The 15364-nt window shown below is 47.5% G+C and carries 13 protein-coding genes and 1 pseudogene; 13 read left to right on the forward strand and 1 reads right to left on the reverse strand.

From position 1 onward, the window contains the following. The 9 genes from skT53_RS02215 to skT53_RS02255 all read left to right on the forward strand — a co-directional run bounded on the left by skT53_RS02215 (position 1) and on the right by skT53_RS02255 (position 8942). The gene (locus skT53_RS02215; protein ID WP_200759576.1) at positions 1-1005 is read left to right on the forward strand and encodes a branched-chain amino acid ABC transporter permease; all 1005 of its coding nucleotides are present in this window, start codon (positions 1-3) and stop codon (positions 1003-1005) included. After that, positions 998-1759 (forward strand): ABC transporter ATP-binding protein, encoded by a 762-nt coding sequence (locus tag skT53_RS02220; RefSeq protein ID WP_200759577.1) that lies wholly within the window; start codon positions 998-1000, stop codon positions 1757-1759. The genes skT53_RS02215 and skT53_RS02220 overlap by 8 nt, the downstream gene beginning before the upstream one ends. Then, complete coding sequence (locus tag skT53_RS02225) at positions 1752-2459, forward strand: ABC transporter ATP-binding protein (RefSeq protein ID WP_200759578.1); 708 nt, start codon at positions 1752-1754, stop codon at positions 2457-2459. The genes skT53_RS02220 and skT53_RS02225 overlap by 8 nt, the downstream gene beginning before the upstream one ends. A 64-nt stretch (positions 2460-2523) precedes the next feature. Further along, positions 2524-3729 (forward strand): ABC transporter substrate-binding protein, encoded by a 1206-nt coding sequence (locus skT53_RS02230; RefSeq protein WP_200759579.1) that lies wholly within the window; start codon positions 2524-2526, stop codon positions 3727-3729. Between the two features lie 150 nt (positions 3730-3879). Continuing rightward, positions 3880-4629, forward strand: coding sequence for a helix-hairpin-helix domain-containing protein (locus skT53_RS02235; RefSeq protein WP_200759580.1), 750 nt, complete (start codon positions 3880-3882; stop codon positions 4627-4629). Positions 4630-4702: 73 nt separating this feature from the next. Continuing rightward, positions 4703-5131, forward strand: coding sequence for an acyl-CoA thioesterase (locus skT53_RS02240; RefSeq protein WP_200759581.1), 429 nt, complete (start codon positions 4703-4705; stop codon positions 5129-5131). Positions 5132-5159: 28 nt separating this feature from the next. Continuing rightward, on the forward strand, positions 5160-6089 hold the full coding sequence (locus skT53_RS02245; protein WP_200759582.1) for an alpha/beta hydrolase: 930 nt from the start codon (positions 5160-5162) through the stop codon (positions 6087-6089). A gap of 24 nt (positions 6090-6113) precedes the next feature. Continuing rightward, entirely contained in the window at positions 6114-6593 is a 480-nt protein-coding gene (locus skT53_RS02250; RefSeq protein ID WP_200759583.1) for a PaaI family thioesterase, read from the forward strand. Positions 6594-6767: 174 nt separating this feature from the next. Further along, positions 6768-8942: a (Fe-S)-binding protein gene (locus tag skT53_RS02255; protein ID WP_200759584.1), complete on the forward strand. Its 2175-nt coding sequence runs from the start codon at positions 6768-6770 to the stop codon at positions 8940-8942. Between the two features lie 585 nt (positions 8943-9527). Here skT53_RS02255 and skT53_RS02260 read toward each other — a convergent pair. Next, positions 9528-10538, reverse strand: coding sequence for an NADP-dependent oxidoreductase (locus skT53_RS02260; RefSeq protein WP_200759585.1), 1011 nt, complete (start codon positions 10536-10538; stop codon positions 9528-9530). A gap of 206 nt (positions 10539-10744) precedes the next feature. On the opposite strand from skT53_RS02260, the gene skT53_RS02265 reads away from it, so the two are divergent. From skT53_RS02265 to skT53_RS02280, 4 genes and pseudogenes are all read left to right on the forward strand, one after another. After that, positions 10745-12040 carry an MFS transporter gene (locus tag skT53_RS02265; protein ID WP_200759586.1) on the forward strand — a complete coding sequence of 432 codons (1296 nt, stop codon included), beginning with the start codon at positions 10745-10747 and terminating at the stop codon, positions 12038-12040. Between the two features lie 216 nt (positions 12041-12256). Then, positions 12257-13135: pseudogene (locus tag skT53_RS02270) on the forward strand (oxidoreductase). A 134-nt stretch (positions 13136-13269) separates the two neighbouring features. Next, on the forward strand, positions 13270-14352 hold the full coding sequence (gene pdhA, locus skT53_RS02275; protein ID WP_200759587.1) for a pyruvate dehydrogenase (acetyl-transferring) E1 component subunit alpha: 1083 nt from the start codon (positions 13270-13272) through the stop codon (positions 14350-14352). A 1-nt stretch (position 14353) separates the two neighbouring features. Further along, positions 14354-15334: an alpha-ketoacid dehydrogenase subunit beta gene (locus tag skT53_RS02280; protein WP_200759588.1), complete on the forward strand. Its 981-nt coding sequence runs from the start codon at positions 14354-14356 to the stop codon at positions 15332-15334. The last annotated feature ends 30 nt before the right edge of the window (positions 15335-15364 follow it).

A 15364-nucleotide genomic window follows, 5' to 3' on the forward strand; every position in this document is an offset into this window, starting at 1 on the left:
ATGAATCGCTTATCGAAATGGTTGCCTCTGGTCTTTCTGATTCTGGCTGTTGTGTATCCGTTTACCATTTCAGATTCCTATACGTTGACATTGCTTGCGATGTCATTTATCTGGACGATTGCCGTTTACGGAATGAACCTGATCGCTGGCTACACGGGGCAGCTTTCCTTGGCACAAGCCGGATTTTTTGGAATAGGCGCCTACACCTACGGGGTTTTGACTCTTAAACTGGGCGTCAACACAATAGTGGCCTTACTGGCGGCAATTGTGTTGACGGGATGTATTGGGTTTTTGGTGGGGCTGATTTCACTCCGGACAAAAGGTCATTACTTTACCATATTCACATTGTGCGTGGGGGTTATTTTGTCCCTTATCCTTGAAAAATGGGAATCAGTGACAGAAGGTGTGAGAGGATTGATCGGAATTCCCGGCCTCTCAGTCGGCTCCTTCACGTTTGATTCCTATGTTTCACAATACTACTTGATTCTGTTCTGCCTTGTATTGTCAGTGTTTGTAAGTAAACGGATTCTTCATTCGCTGTTCGGCCGTACCCTACAGTCTGTTCGCAACAGTGAAGATCTTGCAGAAGCGCTTGGCGTCAATGTCATGCGAACAAAAATTCTCTCGTTTGCACTTTCCACTATGTATGCAGGTCTTGCAGGTGGACTCTATTCCATCATGATTCGCTTCATCGGTCCGGATATTTCGGTGATCGACCATACGTTTGACATGCTTCTGTACTTGATTGTCGGTGGTATCGGAACATTTTGGGGTCCGCTTGTAGGCACTCTGCTTGTTACCATCCTTACACAATGGATGCAGTTTTTGGCAGAATACCGAATGGTGATTTTTGGTCCGCTGTTGGTCATTCTGGTTATGTTCCTGCCGCATGGAATTATGGGCTCTATCGCAAAACGTCAAATGCAGCGCAATTTACGGAAGATGGAACAGGCAACTATTGCGGCGGGCGATTCCAAACGGGTGGGGAGGCAGCTCGATGCTTAAAATTGAACAGTTGACGAAGCAATTTGGCGGAAACGTAGCAGTCAATTCGGTTGACTTGGAAGTCAAACAGGGAAATATTACAGCAATTATAGGACCAAACGGGGCAGGTAAAACAACTTTCTTTAACTTAATCAGCGGTACGTTTCGTCCCACTTCCGGCCGCTTAATCCTGGAAGGGCAGGATGTGACGAACAAACCGTCCTATCAAATGGCTAGACTAGGCGTTGCCAGAACCTTTCAAACAACGAAACTATTTGAACAGGCAACCGTGATTGATAATTTGATTGTGGGACATCGTCTGAGAACCAAAACCGGACTTCTAGGAGCGTTATTCCGTACAAAACAATACAGGCAGGAAGAAGAAAAATGCCGGGAAAAAGCGATGGAGGCGCTTCGCTTTGTAGATGCGGAACAACTTGCACATCGCCCGGTTGCAAACATTTCGCAAGAGGCGAAAAAACGTGTTGCGATTGCGCTGGCGCTCGCCACCGATCCAAAAATCGTTCTGCTTGATGAACCGGCAGGCGGTATCAATGCGGATGAAACAAACGGATTGGCTGAACTGGTAAGAAAGATGAAACAGGCAGGTTATACCGTATGCATTATTGAACACAAAATGCAGATGATCATGAATCTTGCCGACCGCATCATGGTGCTTAATCAAGGGGCAAAAATTGCGGAGGGAACTCCAAGTGAGATCAGCCGAAACGAAACGGTGATCCAGGCGTATTTAGGAGGGGCGTACCATGCTTAAATTAACGGATGTATCTGTTCGTTACGGCAGCTTTGAAGCTTTGCACCGTGCCTCGATGCAAATCGGGGAAGGTGAGCTGATCGTTCTGTTGGGTGCAAACGGCGCGGGAAAAAGCACAATTTTCCGAACGATTAGCGGCTTGATGAAGCCGTCTTCCGGGACAATCGAGTTCATGGGCAGGCGGATCAACAACATGTCCCCCGACAAAATCGTACAGTCTGGAATTGCCCAATGTCCAGAAGGGCGCAAACTGTTTTCCGGAATGTCAGTGCTCAAAAATCTGACATTAGGCGCCTATATCCACCGGAAAGATAAAGTGTCTTTTGAGAAAACATTGCAGTGGGTATTCGAGTTATTCCCGATTTTGTATGAGAAACGGGAACAAGCGGCAGGATCCCTGAGCGGCGGGCAGCAGCAAATGGTGGCCATCGGGCGCGCCTTGATGGCAAGACCGAAACTTTTGTTATTGGATGAACCGTCCGTAGGTTTGGCTCCCCTGGTAGTACAGTCCATGTTTGACACGATCAAAGAAATCAACCAACAGGGAACCAGTGTGATGTTGGCTGAACAGAACGCGTATGCCGCACTGCAAATAGCACATCGTGGGTACGTCATTGAGGAAGGGAGAATCGTTCTGGAAGGAACCAGCGAAATGCTAAATGGCAATGAGGAGGTGAGGAAAGCGTATATAGGTGCTTAGTTCCCTAATTATGATGGACATGAAAAAACGGGGGTACATCAGAACAAACAAAGGAGATGTTTAGATGAACAGAAAATGGAAATCTCTTCTGGCATTGACAACCGTTTCCTCCATGCTGTTTCTGACAGCTTGCGGATCGGGCGGTGATAAACAAGCGGCAGGGGGCAGCGGCAGCACAAAAGAAGTAACGATCGGTTATACGGGCCCGCTTAGCGGTGGTGCTGCACTTTATGGTAAAAACGCGTTGGACGGCATTGAAATGGCGGCTGAAGAAATCAACAATGCAGGCGGCATCAAGGTCGGCAAAGATACGGTAAAGCTAAAGGTCGTGTCTTTGGATGATAAATATTTGCCGAATGAGTCTGTTACAAACGCGAGACGTTTGAAACAGGAAAACAAGGCATCCATCATCTTCTGTCCTCATTCGGGAGGAATTCTTGCGCTGCAGCAGATTAACCAGCAGGAAAACTTCCTGATTGGCGCTTATACGTCCGAGCCGCGTGTTATCCAAACAAATAACGCATTGAGCGTTCGAATTCCGCCGGGATATGACAACTATCCGAAACCCTGGTCGGAAGAAATGATGAAACGTTTCGGCAAGAAGCTGGCGCTGGTTCCGACCACCAGCCAATATGGGAAAGACTGGTCGGCTCTGATGACGAAAACGTGGAAAGATCTGGGCGGCGAAGTAGTGGCTGACAGCGCAGTCGATTATAACAAACAAAGCGATTTCTCGGCTGCCATTACGAAAGCGCTGGCCGCAAACCCGGACGTACTGTTTGTCGGTGGTCCTTCGCAGCCGACCGCTCTGGTTATCAAAGCAGCCAGGGACCAAGGGTTTAAAGGCGGATTTATTGTAATGGACCAAGCAAAGGTCGAAGAAATTGAGCCGGTCGTAAAAGACGTGAAACTGTTGGAAGGATATATCGGCGTGTATCCGGCTTCCAAAGTTGATTCTGCTGGTGTGAAAGCTGTTGTTGCAGCTTATCAGAAGAAGTTTGGCGCCGATAAGCTGCCGACTTCGGAAACACTTTATAATTATGGCGCGTTGATTATTTTTGCGAAAGCGATGGAACTGGCTGGCAAAACGGATGATGCGAAGGCAATTCGTGCAAAGCTGGATGATGCTGCGAAGCAAGTATCGAAAGACAAACTTCCTTTCGACCTGCTCGGCGTGTCGCAATCTGGTGCATTTAACATCGTGCCCAGTGCGGTTACGGTTAAAGACGGCAAAGAAGTGGAAGTCAAATTGCCGGAACCGAAGTACTAATCGGACAGTGGTGAGCAAACACCCTGCTGCGGACAGATTGCTGAGATGTTGGCAGCAATATCGCCCGCAGCGGGTGTTTTTTTCTGTCTATTGGACGATTGCAGTTTGATCGGGTACGATAGTAACAAAAGTGATAAATGAGGGTGAAACATGCGGCACGGCGACCGGATTAAAGTCGTTCGAGGCATCCATATTCGTGTTCTGAAACAATATCCGAACAGTCTTTTATTTGGTGGCGTATACGGGTCTACTGCGATCGGACGTGATACTGAGTTTTCCGATATTGAGATGCTGTATATACTGCCGTCCGGAGTATCGTTACCGGATAAGCAGTTTCTATATCGCGATATCGTGATCGAAGTCAATTTTCTATCGATTGACACCATTGAGAAATGGTTGAGGGAACCGGATTTACTTCTTCCGATTCGAATGGGAAACCTGGCCAATCTGCAACTGCTTACAGGAGAAGCTAAACAACGGGACGAAATCATAGAACGTTACCGTGATTTAACAGATGAACAGGTGCAATCGTTTTTCTCGCTGCATGGGGCGATGATCGGATATGAATCGTTTAACAAAATCCGATCTTTAGAGCGTCGTGCGGGCAAACGGAATTTATCGATTTATAAGTATGAGGTTCTTTCGGAAATGGCATCCGCTTTGGCGCTCATTAACCGTTTACCGATTGGGAGCGGATACTACGGTGCGGTAAACGAGAGTTTTGAATTTCCTCTTTTACCGGTTCGTTATAGGGAGGTCGCGGAGATGTTCCGCGATACGGATGAGTTGAAAGAGGTAATTGTTATAGGAAAGGAACTGTTCGATCAGTTTGAAAGCTTTCTGACCCAGCAGAACCTGCTGCTGTCACGGATGCAAACGCTGGATGAAATAAACTGGTGAAAAGTATTTCGAATATTTCAATAAACCGCTACAATGGAATGGGACATCAATTTTGTGAAGGGCGGGGAAGTTGATGGAAGGGTTCCGGTTTAATTACCGCCTTCGCGTCAGATACTCGGAGATCGACGGTCAAAAAATTGTGTTTAACGCTCATTATTTAACCTATTTGGATTGTGCGGTCACCGAATATTTTCGCGATGGATTGCAATTGGATATGATCAAGCTGGCAGAACAGGACATTTTCGATGTGGTTCTGGCGAAAACCACGCTTGAATTTAAAAGTCCGGCCCATTTGGACGACTGGTTGCAAATTTGGGTGAAAACGGCGGAAATGGGGAAATCGAGCATGAAGATCGATTTTGCCGTTTGTCGGGAAGGGGAACAAGAACCGCTGGTGTCAGCTCAAACCGTCTATGTCAGCTATGATGGACACAACAAAAGATCGCGGCCAATTCCCGATTTTGTAAGAGAACGAATTGAACGGTTTGAACAGGGAGAGTAAGCAGATTGATAGGAAATGGGGAATGAGTATGCCATTGGATCCACAGGCAAAGGCCGTACTGGAGTTGATGAAATCGGCTGGGGCGCCGCCGTTAAATGAGCTTTCACCGGAGCGGGCACGTCAAGTTTATGTGGCTATGCGGGAAACGGGCGAAGCGGAGCCGGTAGGAAATGTGGAGAACCGAACAATACCAGGGCCGCACGGGCCTATTCCGATTCGTATCTATACACCTGATCAGGAGGGGCCTTACCCGGTGTTGGTGTATTTTCATGGTGGCGGTTGGGTGATTGGCAATCTCGACTCGCATGACCCGATTTGCCGTTCGCTGACCAATCTGGCTGGCTGTATGGTGATTTCGGTCGATTATCGGCTTGCCCCGGAACACAAATTTCCTGTTGCGTTGGAGGAATGTTATGTCGCTACCAGGTGGGTGTTCGAGCACACCGATGAACTGGGAGCCGACCCAGCCAGGATTGCGGTCGGCGGTGACAGTGCAGGCGGTAATTTAGCCGCTGTTGTCAGCTGTCAGTTGCGTGATCGGAATGAGTTTCAACCTATTTGCCAAGTGCTGTTTTATCCGGTTACCAACTTTGACTTTGATACGGAATCCTACCAGAGGAATGGGCAGGGATATTATTTAACGAAAAATTTAATGACATGGTTTCGAGATCACTATCTGCAAAATGAACAAGACTCCAGAAATCCGTTGGCGGCGCCGTTGCTGACCGAAGACCTTGGCGGACTGCCTTCCGCACTGGTCATTACGGCGGAATTTGATCCGCTTTGTGATGAAGGGGAAGCATATGCAAAACGTTTAAAAAACGCTGGGGTGCCAGTTGAGTATACGCGTTACAACGGCATGATTCATGGGTTTATCAGTATGGCGAACCGCTTGGATCAGGGGAAAAAGGCTTTACAGCAAGCAGCAGAATATCTGAAGAGCGTATTTGCTTCCTAATTTGCAAAGTGGATGGTTTTGCATGTGGATCGTCCTGGAAAAGGGGATAAAACAGAGTTGAATAAAGAACAGTTTTTGCGGCTTGTGGAAGCCGCTTATGACAAATCGGAATTAAAAATGGAAAGCATTTTTCTGTTTCATCTGTTTGGATTTCAATTTTCGTACAACGATCAGGAGAAAACATGCAGCATCGAATGCCCGGTCAGCGAACCGATGTTAAACCCGGCTGGAATCGTGCATGGCGGTGTATTCACGTTGCTTACAGATTCGTCGATGGGACATCTTTTGATGCATGATAAACAAGCGTCTTACGTATCCTTAGAGTTAAAAACTTCCTATTTTAATGCGGCCCATACCGGTAAAATCAAGGCAACCGCCCGTTATATGCGAGACGGTTACCGGGTTGTATTTTTGGAGAGTACTGTTGTAAACGAGGGCGGAGAGTTATTATGCAAAACCACGGGAACGTTTTACCGTGCCGAGAAAAAAGGCCAGCTATCCTAAATCAATGGTGTACGGCGGTGTAACAGCGGTGGCCGGCCTGCGAAAATTTTTAAAAAAAATGAAATTTTCCCTATGAACTCTTGATTTCTAAGCGAAGAAATAGGAAAATGAATTGGAAATCGTACAACCAGATTTGTTATATAACAGGCATTGAAAGAGGAGAGGTTATTTTTAATGCAGGCTACCAGTGTTATTTTCACTCTCGCGTTCTTGATTGTTTTGGGTTACGCGCTGTATTCATTCTGGAAAATCATGTATGCCCGTTATCGGTTTATCATGCTTGGGCATTCGGAACCGTTGGGCGATTCAAGCGAACGGTTGAGAGTTACACTTCGTCAGGTATTTGGCCATACGAAACTGTTTAAGGACCGGAAGAGCGGTTTTATGCACCTCTTTATTTTCTACGGATTCCTCATTCTGCAGTTAGGTGCGCTTGAACTGATCGTGAAGGGATTTATTCCCGGTTACAAATGGCCGTTGGGACCGGTGCACCCGTTTTTCAGCTTGTTGCAGGAAATTACCGTACTGGCGATTTTCCTGGCAGTTGGGTATGCCGCTTACAGAAGATTCGGTGAAAAATTGCGCCGCTTGAAACGGACAGAGAAAACCACATGGCTGTATTGGTTTATTTTCACTTTGATGTTGAGTGTTCTGTTCAGTCTCGCGTTTGAAAAAGTATGGCTGAATGAACCGTTGACTGCTGCTGCTCCGTTTTCTTCCCTGATTGCCAGCCCATTCCTCGGTATGAGTGAGGCTACTGCCAAAACGTTGTTTTATGTGTTTTGGTGGGCGCATTTGTTAATCTTGCTTGCGTTTCTGCTTTATGTGCCGCAATCGAAACACTCGCATCTGTTGTTTGCGCCATTTAATATTTATTTTTCCAAAATGGGTCCGCCCAGCAAGCCGACCAGTCTTGATTTTTCCGATGAGTCGGTGGAAGAGTTCGGCGTCAACAAAATTGAAGATTTCAGCAAAGGTCAGCTGCTTGATCTATACTCTTGTGTAGAATGTGGCCGTTGTACCAATATGTGTCCGGCATCGAACACAGGAAAAATGCTGTCTCCCATGCATTTGATGATTAAGATGCGTGACCATCTGAGTGAGAAAGCGGAAAAAATGCTTAACATACCGGCTTGGGCGCCGGGACGTATTATGGCCGCTCCCGCTGGAATGGCGCATGTTATGACAGAAGTTCCGTTTGCTAACGGCATGCCGGAAGGATTTTCTCCGAATCCGGACCTACATACCGACATTACGCCGACTATGCATCGGCAATATGAAACGTGGAAAGTGCAAGACAAAGATGTGATGGAACTTGCGCTGATTGGTGACGTCATTTCTGAACAGGAATTGTGGGCTTGTACCTCTTGCCGCAATTGTGAAGACCAATGCCCGGTCGGCAACGAGCACCTCGGATTTATCTATGGTATGCGCCGTTACCTGGTGATGACAGAGGGCAGCATGCCGGCTGAAATTACCCGAACGTTGAATAATATTGAACGGCAAGGCAATCCCTGGGGCATCAACCGTCGCGAAAAAGCCAAGTGGCGTGAAGAATTCCCGGATGTAAACATTCCGACAATTGACGAAGTGGAAGAGTTTGAATATCTGTTCTGGGTTGGATCGATGGGTGCGTATGACAACCGGAACCGCAAAGTGGTTTCCGCTTTTGCCCGCATTATGAATGAAGGCGGCGTCAAGTTTGCGATCCTCGGCGAAGAAGAGTTTAACTCTGGGGATACGCCTAGACGGGTCGGCAACGAATTCTTGTTCCAGGAACTTGCCCGGCAAAACATTGAAATGTTTAAAGAGCTGGGTGTGAAGAAAATTGTGACATGCGATCCACACGCATTCAACTCGTTCAAAAACGAGTACCCGGAATTTGGGTTGGAAGCGGAAGTTTTCCACCATACACAAATCATTGAAATGCTGATTAAAGAAGGCCGGATTAAACTGGAAAATGCCGTAAATGAACGTGTCGTGTATCACGATTCCTGTTATATCGGCCGTTACAACGGAATCTTTGATACCCCGCGAAATATTTTGGATGCGATTCCAGGCGTGGAACGGGTAGAAATGGAACGTAATAAAGAAGATGCCATGTGTTGCGGAGCAGGCGGTGGTCGCATGTGGATCGAGGAACATGAAGGCCTGCGCGTAAACGTCACTCGTACCGAACAAGCGTTGGACGGCAAACCGACTGTTATCGGCAGCAACTGTCCATATTGCCTAATCATGATGAGCGACGGTATCAAACATTTTGATAAAGATGAAGAAGTGCAAGCGCTCGATTTGGCCGAACTGGTAGAAAAATCGATGCGGAAGAAAGAGGCAGCGACTGTCGCGTAATAGAGTTGACAAAGTGTTTATATTGGCAAAGTTATAATTATAATTGCACAAAAAAGGACGGTCCAAAAGCAGATTACATGCTTTTAGGTTCGTCCCTTTTTTGTTTTCTTTAACAGCTTAGAAAGAACAAAATGTGATCTTCTTGAATCTCATTCGGTTAAAGGTTTTTTTATTTGTTCACAATTTGTATTATAACAGTATTGACTGTATTAATCTGTTGTACTATAATCGGATTATAAAGTAATGGAAGGATTCGCGATGATATTGACAGAAGCGAATCTGTTGTAAGTGAAAACTATCGTTGTCCAGGTCATTCGGAAGCATAAAATTTGAATTCAATTGAGAGGGGAACGAGAGCTATGGAAACGACACAAACCATTATTGAACAAATTAACGATTATTATGGCCGTTCGAACGGTTAATGTGAAGATATGACGCTCCGCTTGCGGGGTGTTTTTTTGTATGACGGGCATACTCCCTGTGGAGAGGTGCTAAAGATGGAAAAACAGAAGTACATATTCTGTCAAACAAACCGCCTCGCTAATTACGAGGCGGTTTGCCAGTGAAGTGTACGGTTCGATCAGGTTAATCGTGGACTTTTACTAATTGTTTTCCCAGGTTTTCGCCGCGGAACAGACCCAGGAACGCCTCGACCGTATTTTCCAATCCTTCTACCACATTTTCTTTAAATTTCAGTTTTCCTTGTGTAACCCATTCAGTCAGTTGCGCTAAACCTTCTTGATTGCGATTGGCAAAATCGGATGCGATAAAACCTTTTGCCATGGCACTCTTAATTAACAACTGCGTAAACGGATTTGGCCGCAGATCCGGTTTCTCCATGTTATAGGCGGATATTTGTCCGCAGATGACGATTCGCGCTTGGTAATTTATCAAGGTTAATACGGCATCCGTGATCTCGCCGCCAACATTGTCGAAATAAACGTCAATTCCGTTTGGACATGCTTCTGCTAAGGACTGGCGCATGTTGGTCGTCGTTTTGTAGTTCACGGTGGCATCAAATCCAAGTTCGCTTCGGAGGTACTCGTTTTTCTCATCGGTTCCGGCAATGCCTACGACACGGCATCCTTTCAGTTTGGCAATCTGTCCGACCACCATGCCAACCGCCCCGGCTGCGCCAGAGACAACCACCGTTTCTCCCTCTTTCGGTTTGCCGATTTCAAGCAATCCAAAATAGGCGGTCAGACCCGGCATGCCGAGAATTCCGAGCGCATGAGTAACCGGAATGGCTCCCGTTTCAATTTTCTTGATGTTTTTTCCGTTCGAAATGGAATAATCGGACCAACCCAGCATCCCTGCTATAATGTCGCCTTTAGCGAAGTTGGGGTTTTTCGATTCGACCACACGGCCGACTACGCCTCCGACGATCACTTCGTTGAGGGGAAAAGGAGGAACGTACGATTTGACATCCCGCATACGGCCCCGCATATAAGGATCGACCGAAAGATACATGGTCTGGACAAGCACTTCGCCCTCAGCCGGTTGCGGAACAGGAGACTCGACCGTTTTAAAATTGCTTTTCTCCGGCATTCCTTCAGGACGGCTCACCAGATAAATACTGCGGTTCAGCTCGCTCATGACTCTCTCTCCTCTATGTACATGGAATTCATTTCCTGTTGATAACAATACGGTTTTATTAACAGTGTGTCAAACAGAGATCGAACGGAAGTTTGTGAAACGGGATGCAATTGGGGGAACAATCAGATTTTTTTGAACCGGAAATGAAATAAGGACAAGGTTACCTGTTATACTGTTACTAAACAGACAGGAAAGAAGGAAATGTTATGTCACATCGAACGAGCGGCGAAAAATTTTATTTTGGATGGTATATCGTGCTGATCTCATGCATGATCACACTGCTTACGGTAGGTACCCGTTTGGGCATCGGCCCCTTTTTTAAACCGATGGCGGACGAACTGGGAGTCAGCCGTACGTTCCTGTCTTTCGTCATTTCGGTCGGCATGCTGGCGTATGGGGCGGGAATGCCGGTGGCTGGGAAACTGGTCGAACGTTACGGAACCAGGTTTGTGCTCTTGAGCGGTTTAGGGATGATTACTGTCGCTACTTTATGGACGATCTGGACGGCTGATACGGTCAGTTTTTTCCTTGCCTATGGTATTTTATTGTCCTTCGGACTTGCTTTTACCAGTCCAGTGGCGATGACGCCTGTCATAAGCAAATGGTTTACCCGTCAAAGAGGAAGGGCATTATTTTATTTGTCAACCGGCGCTATGGCCGGAATAGCAGTCATGACCCCTGTCTTTCAATGGCTGATTGGTTGGATCGGCTGGCGGGACACATTGCTTGTTTTGGACATTGTATTCATAGTTATACTTATTCCTTCTGCCATCTGGATTATTCGAGACGAGGCACCGGCCGGTACCGATTTGCTGCCCGGTCAGTTGGCCAGCAGCCATTTGAGCCAGACTTTGTCCGCTAATCAGATGATTCCCTTGGTGGATTGGAAAGGTGCATTACGAACTAAACCGTTTTGGAACATTGCGGCCGGACTGTTTGTTTGTGGCTTCAGCATGAACGTGCTGGGATCGCATGGCGTTCCGATGCTGACTGACCACGGTTTTTCGGAAATGACCGCCTCATTCGGAGTCGGGCTGATCGGAATTGTGGCGGTGGGCAGTACAGTTGTTTTAGGTTCATTATCAGATAAACTGCCGCGCAAAAATTTGTTGTCCCTCATTTACCTGATCCGCGGCATTGGATTTCTGCTGATAGCGGTTGTGATGACACCTTGGCAGTTATATTTGGTTTCCGTGATGGGAGGTTTGGCTTGGGCCGGAAGCACCGCACTTTCCTCCGCCATTTTGGGAGATGTATATGGTGTCCGCTGGGTAGGCGTCCTGTACGGTTGGACTTATTTTGTTCACCAGATTGGGGCTGCCGTCGGTTCTTTCTTGGCCGGTTGGGGGTATGAAACGTTTGGCACGCACCTGCCTTCCTTTGGATTGACTGCCTTGTTGCTTGCGGCAGCCAGTTTGCTATCCTTCTACCTGCCAGTCCAGGTTCGCTATGCAAACCATTTGCAGCCGTCTGCCCATTCGTCCGTTTCCGGCTCCCGATAACTTTTACGAGGCATATGCTCCTTTCGACGGTGATTCGAGGGGGGCTTTTTTACTCTGTTTGTTTTATTTGGTAGAGTGTGTGGCACCTTACGGATTTGGTCCACGTCTCATCTGTAAAATACTCTCCAAACAGCGTTTTTCATAAACATACATAGATCATGGTTACTGTCGAAAATTAAGGAGATGCTGTGACAAAAAAGGATGGTGGAGAGAAGAATGAACCCGAAATATGCACCGTTGTTCGAATCTTTTCGTTTTCCGGTAAGCGGCATCGAATTGGACAACCGGATTGTAATGGCGCCGATGACCAATTGGTCCTCAAACCCGGATTGCGAGCGCTGTTCCCGCTGCCAGGGAAGGTGCCAAAACACCACGCGCTTTGACCAAAGCAGAGATTGAGGAAATGATCTAATCGTTTGCCGCTGCAACACGAAGGGCGATTGAAGCCGGATATGACGATGTAGAAATCCACGGCGCGAACACCTATTTGCTGCAGCAGTTCTTCTCTCCCCACTCGAATTGTCGTGATGATCGTTGGGGCGGCAGTCTGGAAAAGCGTAGACATTTCCGTTGGCTGTTCTTGAGGCAGTGAGGAAAACGGTAAAAGAACATGCAAAGCAACCTTTCCAGGTTGGATACCGTTTGTCTCCGGAAGAAGCGGAGAATCCTGGCATAACGATGGACGATACACTCCAATTTGCCGATGTTTTGGCCACTAAAGAACTGGATTACCTGCATGTTTCCGTGCAATCTTTTTGGGCCGGGTCGATACGTAATCCACAGGACAAAAAATCGCGTGTGAAATTGGTGCAGGAGCGGGGCGGCCATCGTGTGCCTGTAATTGGCGTCGGATCGTTGCATACACCAGACGATGCGTTGCAAGCTTTGCAAACAGGAGTTTCGTTGGTAGCTCTTGGCCGCGAAATTATTATGGAACCGGATTGGGTAGAAAAGGTCAAGTCTGCAAAAGAAAATCAAATCCGTGTCACGCTCAGCCGCGACGATCAAGCCGAATTGGTAATTCCTGATCCTTCATGGCAGGCGATTGTTAATTCACCCGGGTGGTTCCCCCTTGTCGAACGGCAGGCAAAGTAAAGGTACAGTTTATCTTGCGCCCTTGACTTTGTAAGGGCGTTTTCCTTTTAATTGGAGAGGGAAGGATATCGAAAGTCTAAATCGAATATAATTTGTTAAGAACTAGGATATATGCCAATTGGGGGGTCCGTTTTATGAAAACATACACGGCCGATTTTGGTGTGTCGATGTATCAGATTTTAGCTGAGGATGGTTCTGTTCGTGGGGATCTTCCGGAACTGTCGGACGACAAGCTGATCGAATTTTACAAATGGATGCTTTTGACTCGCTTATATGACCAGCGGGCGTTTAATTTGCAAAGACAAGGACGAATTGGCACATATGCACCATTTAGCGGGCAGGAAGCCGCCCAAATTGGCAGCTTTGCCGCTTTGAAAAATACGGATTGGCTTGCGACCAGCTACCGGGAAATGGCAGGACTCATCTATCACGGTCTTCCCATGGAACATGCCCTGCTTTACAGTATGGGGCATCCGGATGGCGGAAAGATGCCGACAAATTTAAATGTATTGCCTGTTCAAATTATTATTGCGGGTCAGGTGCTGCATGCCGTCGGAGCCGGATTGGCCAGCAAACTGAGAGGCGAATCGAATATTGCGGTAACCTATTATGGGGATGGAGCGTCTTCACAGGGCGATGTTCATGAAGCAATGAACTTTGCGGCTGTCTACAAGGCACCTGTCATTTTCTTCTGTCAGAACAATCACTGGGCGATCAGTGTGCCGGTTTCCAAACAAATGGCGACACCTACTATTGCACAGAAAGCTGTCGCGTATGGAATGGAGGGGATTCGCGTTGACGGCAACGATGTATTGGCCGTTTATTCCGCCATGAAGTATGCAGCAGACCGGGCGCGCAGTGGAGAGGGTCCGACGTTAATTGAAGCGGTCACCTACCGTTTGGGCTCGCATACGACCGCAGACGATCCCACTCGTTACCGGAATGAAACCGAACTGAAAGAGTGGCAGGAAAAACGGGATCCATTGATTCGTTTTCGTATTTTCCTTGAAAATAAAGGAATTTGGAATGAACAACAGGAAAACGAGTGGCGTGAGGAAGCGAAACAAAAAATCGATGCTGCAGTCGAAAAAGCGGAATCACATCCGAAAGCGGAACCTTCTTCTTTCTTTGATCATGTATACGCCGATTTGACGGGGCCTTTGGCAGAACAGAAACAAGACTTTGTTCAGCGTTTGAACCAGGGGGAGGGACGTTAATATGGCGAACATGACCATGATACAAGCAATCCAAGATGCAATGCGAGTGGCGATGGAGGCTGATTCGCGCGTACTTGTTTTGGGAGAAGATATAGGCAAAAACGGCGGTGTGTTCCGCGCCACGGAAGGATTAATGGCGGCGTTTGGCGAAAACCGGGTAATCGATACTCCGCTGGCTGAATCGGGGATTATTGGAACGGCGGTTGGCTTGGCTTTGAACGGAATGCGCCCCATTGCAGAAATTCAATTTTTGGGATTTATCTATGAAACCATGGATCAGGTTTCAGCGCAGGCGGCACGAATGCGCTTTCGTTCCCAGGGGCGTTTTTCCGTTCCGATGGTGATTCGGTCTCCTTTTGGCGGCGGTGTGCGTACACCAGAACTTCATTCTGACAGTTTGGAGGCGCTTTTTCTTCATTCGCCGGGCATCAAAGTGGTCATGCCAAGCAATCCGTACGATGCAAAAGGTTTGCTGTTGGCCGCGCTGGCGGATGACGACCCGGTTCTTTTCTTGGAGCCCATGAAGTTGTACCGTGCGTTCCGCGGCGAGGTGCCGGAAGGGAGCTATCAAGTGCCGCTTGGAAAAGCGAATGTAGTGCAAGAAGGAAATGACGTTACGGTTATCGCCTGGGGGCCTACCGTTCCGGTAGCATTGGAAGCGGCGAAATCGGTGTCTGACCAGCAAGGAGTTTCTTGTGAAGTGATTGATTTACGGACGATTTCTCCGATTGATATCGATACGATTGTGAATTCCGTACAAAAAACCGGGAAGGCAGTTATTGTTCACGAGGCGGTACGCGCAGGTGGAGTCGGTGCCGAAATTACAGCGCAAATCAATGAACGTGCATTTCTTTCTTTGGAGGCCCCGGTGGCTCGCGTAACGGGTTATGATACACCCTATCCGGTGCCCACCCTTGAGGATTATTGGTTGCCGGATGCGAAACGAACAGGAGAAGCGATTTTACGGACGGTGCATTTTTAAGTAACCAGACAGCTTATGTTTGTTTTTGGA

Source organism: Effusibacillus dendaii, from assembly GCF_015097055.1.
GTDB classification, from domain to species: Bacteria; Bacillota; Bacilli; order Tumebacillales; family Effusibacillaceae; genus Effusibacillus; species Effusibacillus dendaii.